This window comes from Pseudomonas sp. LAMO17WK12:I5 (genome assembly GCF_900215165.1).
Taxonomy (GTDB): Bacteria; Pseudomonadota; Gammaproteobacteria; order Pseudomonadales; family Pseudomonadaceae; genus Aquipseudomonas; species Aquipseudomonas putida_A.
Genome location: NZ_OBDS01000005.1, coordinates 227,317 through 246,919, shown reverse-complemented (window position 1 = coordinate 246,919; position 19,603 = coordinate 227,317). Strand labels below are relative to the sequence as shown.

Below are 19,603 nucleotides of genomic sequence, written 5' to 3'. Positions count from 1 at the left end.
GTGACCATGACTGATAACCTGATCGAAATCCGTGACCTGAACGTCGCCTTCCATGGCCAGCCGGCGGTGCGAAACCTGTGCCTGGACATCCGCCCCGGCGAGTGCCTGGCGCTGGTCGGCGAGTCGGGCTCGGGCAAATCGGTAACCGCGCATTCGATCCTGCAACTGCTCCCCGAAGGCGATGCGCAAACCAGCGGCAGCATTCGCTATCGCGGTCAGGAACTGCTCGGTGCCGATCCAAAGGTCTTGCGTGAGCTACGCGGCAATCGGATCGCAATGATCTTCCAGGAGCCGATGACCTCGCTCAATCCGCTGCACACCATTGAAAAGCAGATCGGCGAGACGCTGCTGGTGCATCGCGGCCTGGGCGGTAAAGCAGCGCAACAACGCATTCTTGAACTGCTGGAACTGGTGGGCATTCAGAATCCCAAAGAGCGGCTCAAGGCCTATCCGCATCAACTTTCCGGCGGCCAGCGGCAACGAGTAATGATTGCCATGGCCCTGGCTTGTGAGCCGGAACTGCTGATCGCCGACGAGCCGACCACGGCGCTGGATGTGACGGTGCAGCGCAAGATCCTGCTGCTGCTCAAATCCCTGCAACAACGCCTGGGCATGTCGCTGCTGCTGATCAGCCACGACCTCAATCTGGTGCGCAGCATTGCGCAACGGGTGTGCGTGATGAAGGCTGGTGAAATCGTCGAGCAAGCCCCGTGCGAAACCCTGTTTACCGAACCGAAACACCCTTACAGCTGCGTGCTGCTCAACGCCGAGCCGGAAGGCGAAGCCCTGCCCCGCGATGAACGCGAGAACGTGCTGGAAGTGGATGATCTGCGCGTCGAGTTCGTCGTCGGTGGCGGGCTGTTCCAGCGCAAACAATATTTGCGCGCGGTGGACGGCATCAGCCTGAATATCCAGCGCGGCAAAACCCTGGGCATTGTCGGTGAGTCCGGTTCGGGCAAGTCGACCCTGGGTCAGGCGATTCTGCGGTTGCTCGATTCCGAGGGCAGTATCCGTTTTCAGGGCACCGCCCTCGACGGCCTCGATCAGAAGCAATTGCGACCATGGCGTCGGCAGATGCAGGTGGTGTTTCAGGATCCGTTCGGCAGCCTCAGTCCACGGATGTCGGTGGCGCAAATCATCAGCGAAGGGCTGGAGGTACACTGTCAGTCCAGCGCCGATGAGTGCGATGCACAGGTGATCCGCGTGCTCAAGGAAGTCGGCCTGGATCCGGAAAGCCGTCATCGCTATCCGCACGAATTTTCCGGCGGTCAGCGCCAGCGCATCGCTATCGCCCGGGCACTGGTGCTGAAACCGGCGCTGATCCTGCTTGACGAGCCGACTTCGGCCCTCGACCGAACCGTGCAGAAACAAGTGGTCGCCCTGCTCCGCGACCTTCAGGAAAAACATGGCCTGACCTACCTGTTCATCAGCCACGACCTGGCGGTGGTGCGGGCGCTGGCACATGACATGATCGTGATCAAGGACGGCAAGGTGGTCGAGCGCGGTGCCAGCCATGAAGTGTTCGACTCGCCGCAGCATCCTTACACCAAGGAGCTGTTGGCAGCGGCGCATCCGGGGTAGGCATAATCGGCGCTTGCCTTGATACCGAGTAGCATCTATCGCGAGCAGGCTCACTCCTACATTTGAAATGCGTTCCATTGTAGGAGTGAGCCTGCTCGCGATGGCGTCGCCAAAGCCGAAAGACATTCAGGATCTGTCAGATGAACACCACCGAAAGCCTCAAGGACTACCAACGCGTGCGCACGCTGGCGATCCGCTCGCTGTTCGAGATCATCGAGCAGTCCAGCGAAGGCACGGTGATTGTCGATCGTGATGCAAACATCGTCTGGATGAACGAACGCTATGCGCGGCGTTTCGGTCTTGAGTCAGCGAAAAAAGCCATCGGCCAACCCTGCGAAAGCGTGATCCCCGGCAGCTTGTTGCGTGAAGTGGTGCGCACTGGCCGGCCGATCCTGCTGGACATGCAGGACACGCCGAAAGAGCCGCTGGTGGTGATGCGCCTGCCGATCCACGACGATGCCGGGGCGGTGATCGGCGCCATCGGGTTTGCTCTGTTTGATGAATTACGCAGCCTGTCGCCGATGCTCAAGCGCTACCTGAGCATGCAGGAAGAACTGGCTTCGACCCGCTCGCTGCTGCGGGCGCGGCAGACCAAATACAACTTCGCCCATTTCATCGGCACCAGCAGCGCCAGCCTCGAAGTCAAACGCCGCGCCCGCCGCAGCGCCAGCGCCGAATCCCCGGTATTGCTGCTCGGCGAAACCGGCACCGGCAAGGAGTTGCTGGCCCAGGCGATTCACAGCGCTTCGCCCCGGGCGCACAAAGCCTTCGTCAGCATCAACAGCGCCGCAATCCCGGAGGCGTTGCTCGAAGCGGAATTCTTCGGCACCGCGCCTGGCGCGTTTACCGGCGCCGACCGCAAGGGTCGTACCGGCAAATTGCAGATCGCTCAGGGCGGCACGCTGTTTCTCGATGAGATCGGCGACATGCCGTTGCCGCTGCAAAGCAAACTGCTGAGGGTGCTGCAGGAAAAGGAGTTCGAGCCGGTTGGCTCCAACGACGTGATCCAGAGCGATGTGCGAGTGATCGCGGCGACTTCGACCGATCTGCAAGCCGCGATCAAGCGCGGTGAGTTCCGCGCCGACCTGTATTACCGGCTCAACGTGCTGCCGATCCAGGTTCCGCCGCTGCGCGAACGTCTCGACGATCTGCCGGCGCTCAGCGAGGCGATTCTTGAAGAACTGCGCAGCCAGCATGAACTGAGTCGCGCAGCGCTGAACCTGCTCGGACAACATGCGTGGCCGGGCAACATCCGCGAATTGCGCAACGTGCTGGAGCGCGCAGCGCTGCTCAGCGACGACCTGATCCTCACCGAAGAGGATATTCGCGCTGCAATCGGCACCTTCACACCGGTTGAACGCCCGTCTGCAACCACGCTGGACCCGTTGGCGGAAGAAACCTTTGCCGAGGCACGGCAGCGGTTTGACCGGCAGCTGATCCAGTCTGCCCTCGCGCAATGTGCGGGCAAAGTGCCGGAGGCAGCGGCTCGGCTGGGGTTGGGGCGCTCGACGTTGTACAAGAAGATGCTGGCCTTGGGTATCGCCGAGTCTCAATAAAGAGACCCAAGTCTCCAATAAAAGACAACAGCAAAAGCTTCGCGAGCAAGCCCGCTCCCACAGGGGATATGCATTCCAACTGTGGGAGCGGGCTTGCTCGCGAAGGCGTCCGCCCTCTCTACAAAAATCTCAAAAGAGAGACAGTTCGTCAACTCTCAACACGCTTCAACCCATAAAACCATTATATTTCAATGACTTGAGAATCTGGCACAGATATCGCTAACACCTCTACTGCATCCGCTTCACCCACAAAAATAACAATCCCTGGAGACACTCCATGAGTGTGATCATTGCCTTGGCAGCCCTCGCGCTGCTGATGCTCGCCGCCTACCGTGGCTACAGCGTCATCCTCTTCGCCCCGATTGCCGCCCTCGGCGCTGTCCTGCTCACTGACCCTTCCGCCGTCGCGCCTGCCTTCACCGGGGTGTTCATGGAGAAAATGGTCGGTTTCATCAAACTGTATTTCCCGGTGTTCCTGCTCGGTGCCGTGTTCGGCAAGTTGATCGAATTGTCGGGGTTCTCCCGTTCGATCGTGGCCGCAGCGATTCGCTTGCTCGGCACGCGTCAGGCGATGCTGGTGATCGTGCTGGTTTGCGCCTTGCTCACTTACGGCGGCGTGTCGTTGTTCGTGGTGGTGTTTGCGGTGTATCCATTTGCCGCGGAAATGTTCCGCCAGAGCAATATCCCCAAGCGCCTGATCCCGGCGACCATCGCCCTCGGCGCTTTCTCGTTCACCATGGACGCCCTGCCCGGCACGCCGCAGATCCAGAACATCATCCCCAGCACCTTCTTCAACACCACCGCGTGGGCCGCGCCGTGGCTGGGGGTGATCGGCACGATTTTCGTGTTCTGCGCCGGCATGTTGTTCCTGCAGCGCCAACGCAACAAGGCCCAGCGTGCTGGCGAAGGTTATGGCACCGAGCTGCGTAACGAGCCGGAAACCGCCGAAGACCTGAAACTGCCGAACCCATGGATCGCCCTGTCGCCGCTGCTGGCGGTGGGCATCATGAACCTGCTGTTCACCCAGTGGATTCCGCAGTGGTACGGCAAGACCCACAGCCTCGCGTTGCCGGGGATGGCCACGCCGGTGACCACGGAAATCGCCAAGCTCACCGCAATCTGGGCGGTGCAGGCGGCATTGCTGATCGGCATCCTGATGGTGCTGGTGTTCGGCTTCAAGGCGATCCGCAGCAAACTCGCCGAAGGCAGCAAAAGCGCGGTCAGCGGCGCACTGCTGGCGGCGATGAACACCGCCTCGGAATACGGTTTCGGTGCGGTAATCGCTTCGTTGCCGGGCTTTCTGGTACTGGCCGACTGGCTCAAGCAAATCCCCAATCCGCTGGTCAACGAAGCGATCACCGTGACCCTGCTGGCGGGTATCACCGGCTCGGCATCGGGCGGCATGAGCATCGCGCTGGCGGCGATGTCCGAGCAGTTCATCGCAGCGGCGCACGCGGCGAACATTCCGCTGGAAGTGCTGCACCGCGTGGCTGCGATGGCCAGCGGCGGCATGGACACCCTGCCGCACAACGGCGCGGTGATCACCCTGCTGGCGGTCACTGGCCTGACCCACCGCGAAGCCTATAAAGACATTTTCTGTATTACGCTGATCAAGACCCTGGCGGTCTTCGTAGTGATCGGCACTTTCTACGCCACTGGCATTGTGTGAGGTATTCATGACGACTCTTTTGGGCAAGACCGCACTGGTCACCGGCTCCACCAGCGGCATCGGCCTGGGCATCGCCCTGAGCCTGGCCAAGGCCGGCGCCAATCTGATTCTCAACGGTTTCGGTGATGCGTCGAGCGTGATCGCCGAAGTCGGCCAGTTCGGCGGCAAGGTCGGTCACCACCCGGCGGACGTCAGCGATCCGGCGCAGATTGCCGACATGATCGCTTACGCCGAACGCGAATTCGGCGGCGTCGATATTCTGGTCAACAACGCCGGGATTCAGCACGTGGCGGCCGTGGAGGAGTTCCCGGTAGAGCGCTGGGACTCGATCATCGCGATCAACCTGTCATCGGTGTTCCACAGCACCCGCCTGAGCCTGCCGGGCATGCGCGCCAAGGGTTGGGGACGAATCGTCAATATTGCCTCGGTGCATGGTCAGGTGGGTTCGACCGGTAAAGCCGCGTATGTCGCGGCCAAGCATGGAGTGATCGGTTTGACCAAAGTGGTCGGGCTCGAAACGGCTACCAGTAATGTGACCTGCAACGCGATCTGCCCGGGCTGGGTGCTGACGCCGCTGGTGCAGAAACAGATCGATGATCGCGCCGCCAAAGGCGTTGATCCGCAGCAGGCGCAGCATGATTTACTGGCGGAGAAGCAGCCGTCGCTGGAGTTCGTCACACCGCAGCATCTTGGGGAATTGGTGTTGTTTCTGTGCAGCGAGGCTGGCAGCCAGGTGCGGGGAGCTGCGTGGAATATTGATGGAGGCTGGTTGGCGCAGTAATGCTGCGCCCCTGTGGGAGCGAGCCTGCTCGCGAAAGCGGTGTATCAGCCAACATCAATGTTGAATGTAATTCCGCTATCGCGAGCAGGCTCACTCCTACAAGTGATGTGTCATGAACAACACAACAAGAGGCAAACCAATGTCCGACCTCCTCTGGCAACCCGACGCCGAGCGTATCGCCCAATCGCGCATGGATCAGTTCCGCCGCGACATCAATCAGCGCCATGGCCTGGCGCTGAACAGCTACACCGACCTGCACCGCTGGAGCGTGGAACAGCGCGAAGCGTTCTGGCAGGCGATCGTCGATTTCTTCGACATCCGCTTTCACACCCAGCCCGACGCCGTCCTGCGTGAAGGCGCGCAGATGCCCAGTGCCGAATGGTTTCCCGGCGCGACCCTGAACTTTGCAGAACACCTGCTGCGCCGTCGTGACGATGCCGTTGCAGTGATCGCCGTGGCGGAAAACGGTCAGCGCGAACAGCTGACCTGGGCCGAACTGGCCGAGCACGTCGCCGGTTTTCAGGCCAGCCTGCAAGCCGCCGGTGTCGGCCTCGGCGACCGCGTGGCCGCGTGCATGCCCAACACCTGGCAGACTCTGGTGGCGATGCTCGCGACCACCAGCCTCGGGGCGATCTGGTCGTGCTCGTCGCCGGACTTCGGCACCCACGGCGTGATCGACCGTTTCGGCCAGATCGAACCCAAAGTGTTGATCACCTGCGCCGGCTACCGTTACGCCGGCAAAGACATCGACCAGACCACCAAGCTCAACGAAATCCTCGCGCAACTGCCATCGCTGCAGCAGTTGATCATCGTGCCCTACGCTCGCGCGCAGGCCCGTACCGAGGATTACCAAACCCACGCCAACGTGACGTTGTGGGACGATTTCTACCAACCCGGCGGCGAACCGCGGTTTGTCCCGGTGCCGTTCAATCACCCGTTGTACGTGTTGTATTCCAGTGGCACCACCGGCGTGCCGAAATGCATCGTGCACAGCACCGGCGGCGTGCTGCTGCAGCATGCCAAGGAGCATGGGCTGCACGTCGATCTCGGCCCCGGTGACCGGTTGTTCTACTACACCACTTGCGGCTGGATGATGTGGAACTGGCTGGTCTCGGCCCTCGCGGTCGGCAGCGCGGTGGTGCTGTATGACGGCTCGCCGTTTCACCCGGGCCATGAGCGCTTGCTCGACCTGATCGACGACGAGCGCATCAGTGTGTTCGGCACTAGCCCCAAGTTTCTCGCGACACTGGAAAGCAGCGGTTTGAAGCCTGCGCACAGCCATGATCTGAGGAGCCTGAAGACCCTGCTCTGCACCGGCTCCGCGCTGTCGCCGCAGAGTTATGACTTCGTCTACCGCGACTTCAAGCGCGATGTGTGCCTGGCGTCGATGTCCGGCGGCACCGATGTGGTGTCGTGCTTCGTCAACGGTAATCCGCTGTCGGCGGTGCGCCGCGGCGAAATCATGGGCAAGAGCCTGGGCATGGCGGTTGAAGTGTGGAACGACGCCGGCGTTGCCGTGATCGGCGAAAAAGGCGAACTGGTCTGCACCCGACACTTCCCGGCGATGCCCGTCGGGCTGTGGCATGACCCTGACGGCGAAAAGCTGCGCAAATCCTATTTCAGCCTGTTCCCCGGTATCTGGGCCCAGGGCGACTACGCCGAGCAACTGCCCCACGGCGGGATGCTGATCCATGGCCGCTCCGACGCCGTGCTCAACCCCGGCGGCGTGCGCATCGGCACGGCGGAAATCTATCGTCAGGTCGAGAAGGTCCCGCAGGTGCTGGACAGCGTGGCGATCGGACAGCAATGGCAAGACGATGTGCGCGTAGTGCTGTTTGTCCGTCTGCAGGATGGCGTGACGCTGGATGACCACCTGCAACAGCAGATCCGCCAGGTGATCCGCGCCAACACCACGCCGCGCCATGTGCCGGCGAAGATCGTCGCGGTGACCGATATTCCGCGCACCATCAGCGGCAAGGTGGTGGAACTCGCGGTGCGCAATGTGGTGCATGGCGAGCCGGTGAAAAATACCGATGCGTTGGCCAATCCCGAGGCCTTGGAGCAGTTCCGCAATCGCCCGGAATTGTCGGACTGATCCCAATCCCTTGTGGGAGCGGGCTTGCTCGCGAAGGCAATCTGTCAGTCGATAACAATGTGACTGACACCGCTTTCGCGAGCAAGCCCGCTCCCACAGGGGTGGGTGTTAATCCATCAGGCCCCAATCGCCCGATGTTGTGGGTGCGGGCGCCGGGCCCGCCTCGGTGTGCAGTTTCAAACGCAGGCGCAGATTGTTCTGCGAATCGGCATGCTTGAGCGCTTCGTCCTCACTGATCACGCCCTCCACCACCAGCCCGTACAGCGCCGCGTCAAAGGTCTGCATGCCGACCTCGCCGGACTTCTCCATGATGCCCTTGAGTTCGCCCAACTCGTTGCGGCGGATCAGGTCGGCGATGGTCGGGGTGCCGAGCATCACTTCGACCGCCGCCCGCCGCTGACCGTCCACAGTGCGCACCAGCCGTTGCGAGACGAACGCCTTGAGATTGTTGCCCAGTGCATGCAGCAACTGCGGGCGGCGCTCTTCGGGGAACAGATTGACGATACGGTCCAGCGCCTGATTGGCGTTGTGCGCATGCAGCGTCGACAGCACCAGGTGCCCGGTGTCGGCAAATGTCAGCGCATGCTCCATGGTTTCGCGGTCACGGATCTCGCCGATCAGCACTACGTCCGGGGCCTGGCGCAGGGTGTTTTTCAGCGCCGCATGGAAACTGCGGGTATCGACGCCGACTTCGCGTTGATTGATGATCGAGCGCTGGTGTCGATGGATATACTCCACCGGGTCTTCGATGGTGATGATGTGCCCGCTGCTGTGGCGATTGCGGTGATCGATCAGCGCGGCCAGCGAGGTGGATTTACCGGAGTCGGTGGCGCCAACGAACAGGATCAGCCCCTGTTTGAGCATCACCGTTTCCAGCAATACCGGCGGCAGTTTCAGGTCTTCGAAGCGCGGGATATCGAGTTTGACGTTGCGGATCACGATTGACACATCATTGCGTTGCTTGAAGACGTTCACCCGAAAACGCCCGATGCCCGTACGGGAAATCGCCAGGTTCATTTCCAGATCCCGATCGAACTCGCGCCGTTGCTCGGCGTCCATCAGGGAGTTGGCGATGGTCTCGACCTCGCCGGGCTTGAACGGCCGCTCGCTGAACGGCGTCAGCACGCCATCGATGCGCGCACTGGGTGGCGCTCCCGTGGACAGGAACAGGTCAGAGCCGTGCTGGCTCGACAGACGGAGCAACAGTGCATCGATTTCCATGGCAATAAGCACCCGCGAAGCATTCAATGAACAGAAATGACCCGCTGTCGTGACGTCACGGGTCATACAGCGTCTACCGCAAGTGCAAGAATAGTAGATGCCAACGCACTGACCGACGCTCAGGATACATGTGATGAACGCAGCACCCTCCCCCGATGACGCCCAAGCCCTGATCGCCCGTACCGACTGGAGCCGCACGCCGTTGGGCGCTTCTGGCACCTGGCCGCAAAGCCTGCGCACAGCTGTGGACATCGTGATTCACTCGCCGATGCCGATGCTGCTGTTGTGGGGGCCGCAGCTCACGCAGATCTACAACAATGGCTTTGCGATGCTCGCCGGGAGCAAGCATCCACACGCTTTCGGACAGCCTGCGCACCTTATATGGCCAGAACTTCAGGACTTTACCGACCCGATTTATCGAGCCGTCCTACAAGGCCAGGTGCGCACCTACAGCGAGCGGCGATTTACCCTGCAACGCGGAGGCGTAGAGTCCGACTTCTGGCTGGACCTGACCTACAGCCCCATCCGCGATGAAGACACGCAAGTGGCGGGGATTCTGGTAACAGCCATCGAAACCAACGAACGCCGGCGCATCGCCCTCGAACTGCAACGCCGTTCCGAAGAAAGTCTCAAGGCCCAGCGCGACACTGAAGAACGCCTGCAACTGGCGCTGGCCGCCACCGATGCGGTTGGCACCTGGGATTGGGACATCGGCGAAGACCGTTTCATCGCCGACGCCCATTTCGCCCAGTTGCATGGCATCGATCCGGCCCACGCCAGCCAGCTACCGATCAGCGACTATCTGCAAGGCGTGCACCCCGAAGACCGCGCGCTGATCGCCCGCAGCATCAAGCATTGCATCACCCACGGCACCGAGTACGCCGAGGAATACCGCCTGCTGAAAGCCGACGGCGAACTGCGCTGGGTGTTTGCCCGGGGCCGCTGTTACAAGGATCACCACGGGAGACCAGTGCGTTTCCTCGGCGCCGCGCTGGATCTGACCGAGCGCAAGCACACCGAGCAGGCGCTGCGCCAGAGCCAGACGGAATTGCAGCTGATCATCAATGCAATGCCGATCCTCATCAGTTACGTCGACCACGAAGAGCGCTTCCGCCTGAACAATGCGGCGTATCTGGACTGGTATGGCCTGACGCCGCAGGAGCTGTATGGCCGCACCATTCGCGAAGTGATCGGCGAAGAAGCCTACTTCCTGCGCGCGCCCTATATCGCCGAAGCGCTGGCCGGGCGGCCCAGCTCGTTCAGCCTGTACACCCCGCATCGCGACGGCAGCAACCGCCATGCGCTGATGAATTACCTGCCGCGCCACGGCGCCGACGGCTCAGTCAACGGTTTCTATATTTTCGTGATCGACGAATCCGAACGAAAAAAAACCGAAGAAGCCCTGCGCAATCTCAATGAAACCCTGGAGGAACGGGTCAGCGCCCGTACCGAACAACTGGCCCAGGCCAATCAACGTCTGCAGAACGAGATGTTCGAACGCGAGCGCGCCGAAGATGCGTTGCGCCATGCGCAGAAGATGGAAGCGGTCGGCCAGCTCACCGGCGGTATCGCCCACGACTTCAACAACATGCTCACCGGAATCATCGGCAGCCTTGACCTGATGCAACGCTACATCGCCGACGGCCGCGCCGATGAAATCGGCCGTTTCACCGAAGCGGCGGTGTCGTCGGCCAACCGAGCGGCCGCGCTGACCCATCGGCTGCTGGCGTTCTCGCGCCGGCAGTCGCTGGACCGCAAGACCCTCAACGTCAACGAACTGATTCATTCGCTGGAAGATTTGATCCGCCGCACCAAGGGCGACCCGATCGAACTCACGCTGCGCCTGGCCGACGATGTCTGGCCGATCAGCACCGACGTCAGCCAACTGGAAAATGCCCTGCTCAACCTGGTGATCAACGCCCGCGACGCCATGCCCGATGGCGGCGAGCTGCTGATCGAAACCGCCAACGTCTACCTCGACGGCAACGACATCACCACCCTCGAACCGGTCAAGGCCGGCGACTACCTGATGCTGGCGGTCAGCGACAACGGCACCGGCATGACGCCGTCGGTACGGGCCAAGGCGTTCGATCCGTTCTTCACCACCAAACCGATCGGCCAGGGCACCGGGCTGGGGCTATCGATGATTTATGGCTTCGCCCAGCAGTCGGGCGGCCATGTCAGCCTCGACAGCCTGCCGAATCAGGGCACCTGTGTGCGCTTGTACTTGCCGCGCCTGAACCTGCTGGAGCCGGAACGGCCTGTCGTGGAAACCCTCGGTGCAGCGCCGACGGCCACTTGCGGGGAAACCGTGGTGGTGGTTGAGGATGACCCGGCGGTGCGCATGCTGGTGCTCGATCTGCTCAAGGAGCTGGGTTACCTCGCCCACGAAGCCGCCGACGCCAGCGCCGCCCTGCCGCTGCTGGAATCGGAGCTGCGTGTGGATCTGCTGGTGACCGACGTTGGTCTACCGGGGATGAATGGCCGGCAACTGGCGGAAATCGCCCGCCAGCATCGTCCGGGGCTGAAGGTGCTGTTCATGACCGGTTACGCGCAGAAAGCCGCCGAGCGTCAGGGCTTTCTCGAGGATGGCATGGACATGGTGGCCAAGCCGTTTTCGATTGAAGTGCTGGCCAACAAGATCCGCGAGATGATCAACCAAACGCCGTCACTTGAGGCATAATCCCGCGCCCCGCCGTCACCCCGTTACAGGTATCGCACGATGAAAGCCCAAGCCCGCCACATTCTGGTGAAAACCGCCGAAGAGGCCGAACAACTCAAGCAACGCATTGCCAAGGGCGAAGCGTTCGATGTGCTGGCGAAGAAATACTCGACCTGCCCGTCCGGCAAACGCGGCGGTGATCTGGGTGAAGTGCGGCCGGGGCAGATGGTCGGCGCGATCGATGCGGTGATCTTCAAGAAGCCGCTGCGCACGGTGCACGGGCCTATCAAGAGCAAGTTCGGCTATCACCTGGTGCAGGTGTTTTTCCGCGACTGAAGGCTTTGCTTTCGGGCGTTTGTGGCGAGGGAGCTTGCTCCCGCTGGGTGGCGGAGCCGCCCCAATAAGGCTTGCGCCTGCTGCGCAGTCGAGCGGGAGCAAGCTCCCTCGCCACAAGAACACTCATTCTTTAGGGATCAATGCCCCCGGCACCTGAATCACCCGACTCGCCAGCCAATGCCCCGCCTGCGCTGCCTCGACCGGACTGCCCCCCAGCAACCGCCTGGCCAGATACGCCGCACTGAACGAATCCCCCGCTGCCGTCGTATCCACCACCTTCTCGACCTGCTGCGCCGGCACTTCGAACGCCTCGCCATCACAACGAATCAGACACGCCTCGGCGCCACGCTTGAGCACCACTTCCGGCGTGCCGATCTGCGCGTACGCCTCGAACACTGCGTCGCAATCGGCAAAATGGAACAGCGCCTGTTCGTCATCCACGGTCAGCAACGCCAGATCGACATGCGGCAACACGCTGCGATAGGCCGCCCGCGCCTCATCCTGTGACGCCCACAAGCGTGGCCGATAATTGTTGTCGAAGACGATCCGCGCATCGCGCTGGCGGGCTTCGATCAGGGTCTGGATCAAGCGCTCGCGCCCCTTCGCACCTAACACTGCGAGGGTGATGCCGCTGAAATACAGCACATCGTAGTCCGGCAGCGCCGCCAGAATCGGCTCCGCCGCCGGGGTGGTGAAGCAATCGCGCACCGCCGCTTCATTGCGCCAGTAGAGGAAACGCCGCTCGCCGTTGGCGTCGGTCTGGATGCAGTACAGGCCGGGCAAGCGACCGGGCAGACGCTGCACGAGTTCCAGGCCAATGCCTTCGTCGGCCCAGCTCTGGCACATGGCATCGCTGAAGCTGTCGTCGCCCAGCGCGGTGACGTAATCGACCTGGGCTTTGTCGCCGAGGGCGCGGGCCAGGTACACCGCGGTGTTCAAGGTATCGCCGCCGAAGCTTTGCTGCAGGCTGCCGTCGGCGCGGTGCTGGAGTTCGATCATGCACTCGCCGATCAGGGCGATGCGCGGGGTGTTCGGGCCCAGGGGGCTGAGGCTGGTCATTGGGAGGTGTCTCTGGATAATCATCGGTGTTTGGGCGGCCCTCATCGCGAGCAGGCTCACTCCTACAATTGGAATGCGTTCCCCTGTAGGAGTGAGCCTGCTCGCGATGGGCGCGACTCGGTCTGAAACCTTAGAAGCAGGTCTCCATACTCTCGACCACCGCCAACTGCTCATCCACCAGCAACCCCACCCGCCACTTGTCGAACGTCAGGCACGGGTGCGAGGTGCCGAAGGAAATGATGTCGCCCACCCGCAACTCAACCCCCGACGCCACGCTCATGAACGCATGCTGGTCCATCACCGCCGTCACCTTGCACGCGCCGACATCGTCGCCCACCGCTGGCAATACACCGGCCTTGTAACGCAGCAATGGCACCGGCAGGCCGGCATCGAACGCCACGTCGCGCTTGCCGAGAGCGATCACCGCAAAACCCGGCTCCGGCAGCGATTGCACGTGGGCCCAGACTTCCAGCGCCGGGCGCAATCCTTCGTGCAGATCGCTACGACGATCCAGCACGCAACACTGCGCTTCCTTGTAGATGCCATGATCGTGGGCGACATAACTGCCCGGGCGCAGCACGCTGAGGAAGCGTCCGCTGGCGTTCTGCGCTTCGAACGACTCGGCGATCAGGTCGTACCACGCCGAACCCGAGGCGGTGATGATCGGCTTGGCAATGGCAAACGCGCCGCTGTCCTGCAACTGCACCGCCAGGCGCACCAGCGACGCGGCGAATTCACGAATGCCGCTAACCGCGTGATCGCCATGGATCACCCCTTCGTAACCCTCGATGCCGGTCAGAGCCAGCGCCGGTTGCGCGTTGATCGCCTGGGCCAGTGCGATGACTTCCTGCTCGCTGCGGCAACCGCAGCGGCCACCGACCACGCCGTACTCGATCATCACATTCAACTTCACTCCGCGCGAGGCGAAGTACGCACCGAGATCGGCGACGTTGTCCGGGTGATCGACCATGCAGTAGAAATCGAAATCGGCATCGGCCAGCAGATCGGCAATCAGTGCCATGTTCGGCGTGCCGACCAGTTGGTTGGCCATCAACACCCGGCGCACGCCGTGGGCGTATGCGGCGCGGGTCTGGGTGGCGCTGGCGAGGGTGATGCCCCACGCGCCGGCGTCGAGCTGACGCTGGAACAGCGCCGGGGTCATGCTGGTCTTGCCGTGGGGCGCGAGCTCGGCGCCGCTGTCGCTGACGAACTTCTGCATCCAGCGAATGTTGTGCTCCAGCGCCTCGCGGTGCAGCACCAGCGCCGGCAGGCTGACGTCGCGCACAAGGTGCGCACCGATGGCGGCGTCGCCCTTTTCCACAGCGGTATTGATGGCAGTCGTCATGCTTGAACTCCTCACTGTCGCGGCCGCAGGCAGCCGCGGTTATTCGTTGATGCGCCGGGCGAGGCTGTTGGCGCTCTCGATCAGCACCCGGCGATAGTCGTCGTAATTGTTCTTCGCATCGGCCCGTGGGGCGACGATGCACAGGGTGCAGATGGCCACGCCACTGGGGTCTTTGACCGGCGCGGCGAAGCAATGGGTGAAGGTGTCGGCCACGCTGTCGAACGAGAAGAATCCGTCGATACCGGCCTGGCGGATCTCCGCCAGAAAGCGTTCCAGCGGCAGGCGCTCGCCGTCGGGCAGGATGTAGTCGTCTTCGTCGATCAGGTCGATGATCTGCTGATCACTCAGGTGCGCCAGCAGCAGGCGTCCGGACGCAGTCCACGGGATCGGCGCGTTTTCGCCGATGTCGGACGAAATGCGGAAATGCCGCTCGCCCTCCTTCATCAGCGCCACCGTGTATTTGCGCCCGTTGAGCAGGCACATTTGCGCGGTTTCCCGGGTCTGGCTGACGATCTCCTGCAAGGCGTGATCGGCCTCGCGACTGAGGTCGAAATGGCGCAGGTGCGCCTGCCCGAGGAAGTACAACTGGCGCCCCAGATAGACGTGACCGTCCTTGCCCACCGGCTCCAGAATCCGTCGTTCCAGCAGCGACGCCACCAGTTCGTAGACCGTGGATTTCGGGCTGCCGATACCGTTGGCGATGTCGTTCGGACGCAGCGGCTGGCCGATCTCCTTGAGGAAGTCGAGGATATCGAACGCCCGATCCAGACCACGGGCCCGGCGTTTGATGGTGTCTTCGGTCATGTTTTCAGTTCCCAATGAAAGTGCCGGGAGTTTACCGAGACTACTGCGGCGCTTGGTAGGCCGCTTTCGCGAGCAGGCTCGCTCCCACAGGGGATTGCATTTCAAATGTGGGAGCGAGCCTGCTCGCGAAGAAGTCAGCACAGATTTCAGGGTTTCTTCTTGTACGCGATGCAATCGATCTCGACCTTGCAATCAACCATCATGCTCGCCTGCACACAGGCCCGTGCCGGAGCGTGTTCCGGTTTGAAGTACTCGCCGAAAACCTTGTTGAAACTGCTGAAATCCCGCGGATCGTCCAGCCATACGCCAGCCCGCACCACGTCCTCCAGGCCATAACCGGCCTCTTCGAGAATCGCGATCAGGTTTTTCATGGTCTGGTGGGTCTGCTCGACGATACCACCAACGATGATCTCGCCATCCACCGCCGGCACCTGGCCGGACACGTGCAGCCAGCCATCCGCTTCAACGGCGCGCGCGAAGGGACGTGGCTGACCGCCAGCGGCGGTGCTGCCGGTGCCGTATCGAGTAATGCTCATGGGTACTTCTCCTGATTACAAAGCAAAAATTAGAACCGCGTGCTCTTGAGAAACTCAGCCAGACGCGGCGATTGCGGGCGTTCGAACAGTTCCTTGGGCGGCCCCTGCTCTTCGATTCGCCCCTGATTCATGAACACGATCTTGTCCGAAACCTCGAAGGCGAAACGCATTTCGTGGGTCACCAGCAACATGGTCATGCCGTCTTCGGCCAGGCCCTTGATCACGTTCAGCACTTCGCCGACCAGCTCCGGATCGAGGGCCGAAGTGACTTCGTCGAACAGCATCAGGCTGGGGTTCATCGCAATCGCCCGGGCAATCGCCACACGCTGTTGCTGACCACCGGACAACTGCCCGGGAAAGTGATTGCGCCGCTCCAGCAGGCCGACCCGCTCCAGCCATTTTTCGGCCAGCACCACCGCTTGGTCCTTGTGCATTTTCTTTACCTTGAGCAGACCGAGGGTGACGTTCTGCAAGGCAGTCAGGTGCGGAAACAGGTTGAATTGCTGGAAGGCCATGCCGGTCATCGCACGATGGCGGGCGATGACTTTTTCCGCGTGACGCACACGTTTGCCACCGACCTCGTCATAGCCGATGGACTCGCCGTCGAGCAGGATCTGTCCGCCCTGGAACTCTTCGAGCATGTTCACGCAGCGCAGCAAGGTGGTCTTGCCCGAACCGCTGGAGCCGATCAGCGTCACGACGTTGCCGCGCTGCATGCTCAAGTCGACGCCCTTGAGCACTTCGACTGCGCCGTACTGCTTGTGCAGGCCACGGATGTCCAGCAGCGGCTGAGCGTTCTGAACGTTGGAAACTTGAGCTTGAGTCATGGCAGGGCCACCCGCTTTTCAATATGCCGGCCGAGTAATTCGATGCCGTAGTTGATGACGAAGAACAGAAAACCGGCGAACAGGTAGAACTCCAGAGTCATGAAGGTCCGGGCGATGATCTGTTGGGTGCTGAGCAGTAGTTCGGCAACGCCGATCACCGAGAGCAAGGTCGAAGCCTTGACGATTTCGGTGGACGAGTTGACCCAGGTCGGCAGGATTTGCCGCAACGCCTGGGGCAACAGCACGTAACCGAGGGATTGATAAAACGTCAGGCCGATCGCCTTGCTCGCTTCCATCTGCCCGCGTGGCAATGCCTGCAAGGCACCGCGCACGATCTCGGCGACGTGCGAGCCGCAGAACAGCGTCAGGCCCAGCGCACCGGCCTGAAAGGCGCTGATCTGCCAGCCCAGCGCCGGCGCCATGTAGAAGCAGGCCAGCACCAATACAAACACCGGCGTGCCGCGAATAATGTCGACATAAAAGCGGAACGGCGCGCGCATCCAGAACTTGCCGTAAGTCAGCACCAGACCGGTGACAACCCCGAGCAGCGTGCCGAACAGAATCGCCAGCGCCGACACCTGCACACTGGTCAGGAAGCCTTGCAGCAACGTCTCGCGTGCCACCCACAATTCATGCAACCAACTGGGAGATTCGTACATCGCAGCCTCCTATCGGCGGATCGCCAGACGCTGCTCGAGGTAACGCAGCAGCATGGCAATGAGGTAACAGGCCGCGACATACAACGCCGTGGTCACCAGCCAGGTTTCGATCACCCGGTAGCTCTCGACGTTGATCTTGCGCGCGTAATAGGTCAGCTCCGGCACCGCAATCGCGGCGGCCAGCGAGGTGTCCTTGAACAGCGAGATGAAGTTGTTCGACAGCGCCGGCAACACGTTGCGCAGCATCACCGGCACGGTGACGTAGGCCTTGACCTGCCACTCACCGAGGCCGATCGCCAGCCCCGCTTCGCGCTGGCCTTTGGGAATGCTCAGCAAACCACCACGGAACACCTCGGTCAGATAGGCACCGGCATACAGCGACAGCGTGATGATGAACGAGGGAATCTTGTCCAGACGGATACCCAGGCTCGGCAAGGCAAAGTAGATCAACAGAATCAACACCAGAATCGGCGTGTTACGCACCACCGTGACGTACACCGAGGCCAGCACCCGCAAGGCGCGATGCTTCGACAGCAAGGCAAACGCCATCAGCAGGCCGATCACGCAGCCGATGGCGATCGACACCAGTGCCAGTTCAAGACCCAGACCGAGCCCCGCCAGCAAGGTGTCGAAATCGCGCCACACGGCGGCAAAGTTCAACTGATAGTTCATGGTCAGCAGTACCTTGAGCGGGGCGCGTGCAGGCGCCCCACTCTCACGGGATCATTTGAATTCGACAGGGAAACCGATCGCCGGCGACGGCAGGTCGACACCGAACCATTGCTTGAAGGATGCCGCGTAAGTCGGGAACTCAACGCCGGTCATGGCTTCATGCAGAGTGGTGTTGACGAAGTTCAGCCAGTCCTGATCGCCGCGTTTGACTGCGCAGGCGTAGGTCTGTGGGCTCCACGCGTAGGTCGGGCTGCGGTAGCGGCCGGGGTTCTGCACCATCAGGTACTTGACCGACGACTGATCGGTAGCAGCGGCATCGGCGCGACCGGAGTTCACCGCCTGATACATCAGATCGACACTGTCGTACTGATCGACCTTGGCCTTGGGCAGCGCCTGGTGCACCAGCTCTTCGGCATAGACGTTTTGCAACACGGCCACCGTAACGCTGTCACCGGCCGCCTGCAGGTCTTCGATTTCCTTGTACTTGCTGTTGGCCGGCAGCAGCAGGCCGACACCTTCGCGGTAGTACGGCAGGGTGAACGCTACTTGCTGCGCACGGCTGGCAGTGACGGTGATGAACTGGCAGCTCATGTCGACCTTGTCGGTCAGCAGATTGGGAATCCGCGCATCGGACGACTGCACGACGAACTCGACCTTGTTCGGGTCATTGAACAGCCCTTTGGCCACCATCCTGGCGATGTCGATATCAAAGCCCTGCAACTTGCCGTCCGCCCCCTGAAAGTGCCACGGCGCATTGGTGCTGCCGGTGCCGACAATCAGCTTGCCCCGGGCCAGAACACTGTCGAGCTTGCTATCGGCTGCCTGGGCCATGCCCATCACAGCGGACGAAGCCGCAAGAACGAAAACACACGCTTTGAACAACGAAGGACGGCGATGCATGGCAAGCACTCCAGGATGATGTTTATTCCGCTATACCGGAACATGGTTTGTTACTACGGAATAGACAGCAGAAAGTGTGCCACAGGAATCACAGGGAAACTGTAGAGGGGTTAAATGTTTTTGAAATCAACGGGATGCAGGAAATGCGAAAAATGGAGTCAGGTGCGGGTACTGATGGGCTGCGCTACCTTAGGCTACAAATAACGAGTAGCAGGTTCCCAGATGGAGCACGAAGGGCTACTTCGGTGCAATGTGGTTAGCGATTGAAGGGGCCAGCTCTCCAGATCTATCGGCAAGCGGCTTTGTCGTAGACCTCTCCCCGCTCTCTTCTCCCTACCGCAATCACGGTAACAACCAAAACCTCGTTCTTTACGCGATAGACCAGCCAGTATCCAGCACTGCGAAGCTTGATTTTGTAGGCGTTTCCCAACCCTCGGAGTTGATCGGCAGGAGCGTGAGGATTGACCAGACGTGTAGAGAGCTTTTTCTTGAACTGATTCTGAAGTGCTGAATCAAGCTTTTTCCATTCCTTCCAGGCTTTCTCGGAAAACTCCAGCTCATAGGTCATCTATAGAGACCTTGATGGTGGGATCGTTTTCTCGCTCCTTGCACAGTGCGATCAGTTCCAGATCCTCAAGACGATTCATCATCGCCTCATACTCCTTTGCGGGAACACAATAAAACGCCGGCTCATTTCGATTGAGGATTGCAACAGATTGGCCACCACCGGCGGCCACGGTACCCATGGGGTTTCTTTTCAATTCAGAAATACTCGCAACGATATTAGAAAGGACTACGTGAGTCATGATGGTGCTCCCTGGAGTGCTGTTAATGGTGCTTAAAATAGCACTCCAAGACGGCTTCGACGCCTATCGCTTATTACCGCCTTCTCTTTTATTG

18 protein-coding genes are annotated in these 19,603 nt (G+C 61.2%); 7 read left to right on the top strand and 11 right to left on the bottom strand.

The features are described from left to right. The first annotated feature begins 6 nt into the window (after positions 1-6). From CRO59_RS10660 to CRO59_RS10640, 5 genes are all read left to right on the top strand, one after another. A complete protein-coding gene (locus CRO59_RS10660; RefSeq protein ID WP_027612665.1) occupies positions 7-1,581 on the top strand; it encodes an ABC transporter ATP-binding protein in 1,575 nt (524 codons plus the stop codon). Between the two features lie 140 nt (positions 1,582-1,721). Further along, complete coding sequence (locus tag CRO59_RS10655; protein ID WP_097087310.1) at positions 1,722-3,137, top strand: sigma-54-dependent Fis family transcriptional regulator; 1,416 nt, start codon at positions 1,722-1,724, stop codon at positions 3,135-3,137. A gap of 277 nt (positions 3,138-3,414) precedes the next feature. Continuing rightward, positions 3,415-4,806: a GntP family permease gene (locus CRO59_RS10650; protein WP_027612663.1), complete on the top strand. Its 1,392-nt coding sequence runs from the start codon at positions 3,415-3,417 to the stop codon at positions 4,804-4,806. A gap of 7 nt (positions 4,807-4,813) precedes the next feature. Next, positions 4,814-5,587 (top strand): 3-hydroxybutyrate dehydrogenase, encoded by a 774-nt coding sequence (hbdH, locus tag CRO59_RS10645; protein WP_097087308.1) that lies wholly within the window; start codon positions 4,814-4,816, stop codon positions 5,585-5,587. Positions 5,588-5,726: 139 nt separating this feature from the next. Then, positions 5,727-7,682, top strand: coding sequence for an acetoacetate--CoA ligase (locus tag CRO59_RS10640; protein ID WP_097087306.1), 1,956 nt, complete (start codon positions 5,727-5,729; stop codon positions 7,680-7,682). A 108-nt stretch (positions 7,683-7,790) separates the two neighbouring features. On the opposite strand, the gene CRO59_RS10635 is transcribed toward CRO59_RS10640, so the two are convergent. Then, a complete protein-coding gene (locus CRO59_RS10635; protein WP_097087304.1) occupies positions 7,791-8,903 on the bottom strand; it encodes a PilT/PilU family type 4a pilus ATPase in 1,113 nt (370 codons plus the stop codon). Positions 8,904-9,036: 133 nt separating this feature from the next. Between CRO59_RS10635 and CRO59_RS10630 the strand changes: the two genes are divergently transcribed. Continuing rightward, entirely contained in the window at positions 9,037-11,586 is a 2,550-nt protein-coding gene (locus tag CRO59_RS10630; protein ID WP_097087302.1) for a PAS domain-containing sensor histidine kinase, read from the top strand. Positions 11,587-11,625: 39 nt separating this feature from the next. Further along, positions 11,626-11,901, top strand: a complete 276-nt coding sequence (locus CRO59_RS10625) for a peptidylprolyl isomerase (RefSeq protein WP_003225447.1) — start codon at positions 11,626-11,628, stop codon at positions 11,899-11,901. Between the two features lie 123 nt (positions 11,902-12,024). Here the strand turns inward: CRO59_RS10625 and CRO59_RS10620 are convergent, their stop codons facing one another. The 10 genes from CRO59_RS10620 to CRO59_RS10575 form a co-directional block, all read right to left on the bottom strand. Further along, on the bottom strand, positions 12,025-12,960 hold the full coding sequence (locus CRO59_RS10620; protein WP_097087301.1) for a sugar kinase: 936 nt from the start codon (positions 12,958-12,960) through the stop codon (positions 12,025-12,027). 130 nt (positions 12,961-13,090) lie between these two features. Further along, positions 13,091-14,305, bottom strand: a complete 1,215-nt coding sequence (locus CRO59_RS10615; protein WP_097087299.1) for an amino acid deaminase — start codon at positions 14,303-14,305, stop codon at positions 13,091-13,093. A gap of 39 nt (positions 14,306-14,344) precedes the next feature. Next, positions 14,345-15,109: an IclR family transcriptional regulator gene (locus tag CRO59_RS10610; RefSeq protein ID WP_027612656.1), complete on the bottom strand. Its 765-nt coding sequence runs from the start codon at positions 15,107-15,109 to the stop codon at positions 14,345-14,347. Positions 15,110-15,255: 146 nt separating this feature from the next. Continuing rightward, positions 15,256-15,645: a RidA family protein gene (locus CRO59_RS10605; protein WP_003225452.1), complete on the bottom strand. Its 390-nt coding sequence runs from the start codon at positions 15,643-15,645 to the stop codon at positions 15,256-15,258. Between the two features lie 29 nt (positions 15,646-15,674). After that, positions 15,675-16,472, bottom strand: coding sequence for an amino acid ABC transporter ATP-binding protein (locus tag CRO59_RS10600; protein ID WP_097087296.1), 798 nt, complete (start codon positions 16,470-16,472; stop codon positions 15,675-15,677). Further along, positions 16,469-17,131, bottom strand: coding sequence for an amino acid ABC transporter permease (locus CRO59_RS10595; RefSeq protein WP_007965124.1), 663 nt, complete (start codon positions 17,129-17,131; stop codon positions 16,469-16,471). The genes CRO59_RS10600 and CRO59_RS10595 overlap by 4 nt, the downstream gene beginning before the upstream one ends. 9 nt (positions 17,132-17,140) lie before the next feature. Then, positions 17,141-17,803, bottom strand: coding sequence for an amino acid ABC transporter permease (locus tag CRO59_RS10590; RefSeq protein ID WP_003225455.1), 663 nt, complete (start codon positions 17,801-17,803; stop codon positions 17,141-17,143). 51 nt (positions 17,804-17,854) lie between these two features. Continuing rightward, positions 17,855-18,703, bottom strand: a complete 849-nt coding sequence (locus CRO59_RS10585; protein ID WP_047294802.1) for a transporter substrate-binding domain-containing protein — start codon at positions 18,701-18,703, stop codon at positions 17,855-17,857. Positions 18,704-18,989: 286 nt separating this feature from the next. Then, positions 18,990-19,271 (bottom strand): type II toxin-antitoxin system RelE/ParE family toxin, encoded by a 282-nt coding sequence (locus tag CRO59_RS10580; RefSeq protein ID WP_097087294.1) that lies wholly within the window; start codon positions 19,269-19,271, stop codon positions 18,990-18,992. Beyond that, positions 19,261-19,509 (bottom strand): type II toxin-antitoxin system Phd/YefM family antitoxin, encoded by a 249-nt coding sequence (locus CRO59_RS10575; protein WP_003225462.1) that lies wholly within the window; start codon positions 19,507-19,509, stop codon positions 19,261-19,263. Before CRO59_RS10575 ends, CRO59_RS10580 begins: the two co-directional genes overlap by 11 nt. Between the last annotated feature and the right edge of the window lie 94 nt (positions 19,510-19,603).

What these genes read in the sequence shown, in the direction of transcription:
- CRO59_RS10660 (WP_027612665.1), top strand. Translation starts at nt 7, where the DNA reads ATGACTGATAACCTGATCGAAATCCGTGACCTGAACGTCGCCTTCCAT.
- CRO59_RS10655 (WP_097087310.1), top strand. Translation starts at nt 1,722, where the DNA reads ATGAACACCACCGAAAGCCTCAAGGACTACCAACGCGTGCGCACGCTG.
- CRO59_RS10650 (WP_027612663.1), top strand. Translation starts at nt 3,415, where the DNA reads ATGAGTGTGATCATTGCCTTGGCAGCCCTCGCGCTGCTGATGCTCGCC.
- hbdH (WP_097087308.1), top strand. Translation starts at nt 4,814, where the DNA reads ATGACGACTCTTTTGGGCAAGACCGCACTGGTCACCGGCTCCACCAGC.
- CRO59_RS10640 (WP_097087306.1), top strand. Translation starts at nt 5,727, where the DNA reads ATGTCCGACCTCCTCTGGCAACCCGACGCCGAGCGTATCGCCCAATCG.
- CRO59_RS10635 (WP_097087304.1), bottom strand. Translation starts at nt 8,903, where the DNA reads ATGGAAATCGATGCACTGTTGCTCCGTCTGTCGAGCCAGCACGGCTCT.
- CRO59_RS10630 (WP_097087302.1), top strand. Translation starts at nt 9,037, where the DNA reads ATGAACGCAGCACCCTCCCCCGATGACGCCCAAGCCCTGATCGCCCGT.
- CRO59_RS10625 (WP_003225447.1), top strand. Translation starts at nt 11,626, where the DNA reads ATGAAAGCCCAAGCCCGCCACATTCTGGTGAAAACCGCCGAAGAGGCC.
- CRO59_RS10620 (WP_097087301.1), bottom strand. Translation starts at nt 12,960, where the DNA reads ATGACCAGCCTCAGCCCCCTGGGCCCGAACACCCCGCGCATCGCCCTG.
- CRO59_RS10615 (WP_097087299.1), bottom strand. Translation starts at nt 14,305, where the DNA reads ATGACGACTGCCATCAATACCGCTGTGGAAAAGGGCGACGCCGCCATC.
- CRO59_RS10610 (WP_027612656.1), bottom strand. Translation starts at nt 15,109, where the DNA reads ATGACCGAAGACACCATCAAACGCCGGGCCCGTGGTCTGGATCGGGCG.
- CRO59_RS10605 (WP_003225452.1), bottom strand. Translation starts at nt 15,645, where the DNA reads ATGAGCATTACTCGATACGGCACCGGCAGCACCGCCGCTGGCGGTCAG.
- CRO59_RS10600 (WP_097087296.1), bottom strand. Translation starts at nt 16,472, where the DNA reads ATGACTCAAGCTCAAGTTTCCAACGTTCAGAACGCTCAGCCGCTGCTG.
- CRO59_RS10595 (WP_007965124.1), bottom strand. Translation starts at nt 17,131, where the DNA reads ATGTACGAATCTCCCAGTTGGTTGCATGAATTGTGGGTGGCACGCGAG.
- CRO59_RS10590 (WP_003225455.1), bottom strand. Translation starts at nt 17,803, where the DNA reads ATGAACTATCAGTTGAACTTTGCCGCCGTGTGGCGCGATTTCGACACC.
- CRO59_RS10585 (WP_047294802.1), bottom strand. Translation starts at nt 18,703, where the DNA reads ATGCATCGCCGTCCTTCGTTGTTCAAAGCGTGTGTTTTCGTTCTTGCG.
- CRO59_RS10580 (WP_097087294.1), bottom strand. Translation starts at nt 19,271, where the DNA reads ATGACCTATGAGCTGGAGTTTTCCGAGAAAGCCTGGAAGGAATGGAAA.
- CRO59_RS10575 (WP_003225462.1), bottom strand. Translation starts at nt 19,509, where the DNA reads ATGACTCACGTAGTCCTTTCTAATATCGTTGCGAGTATTTCTGAATTG.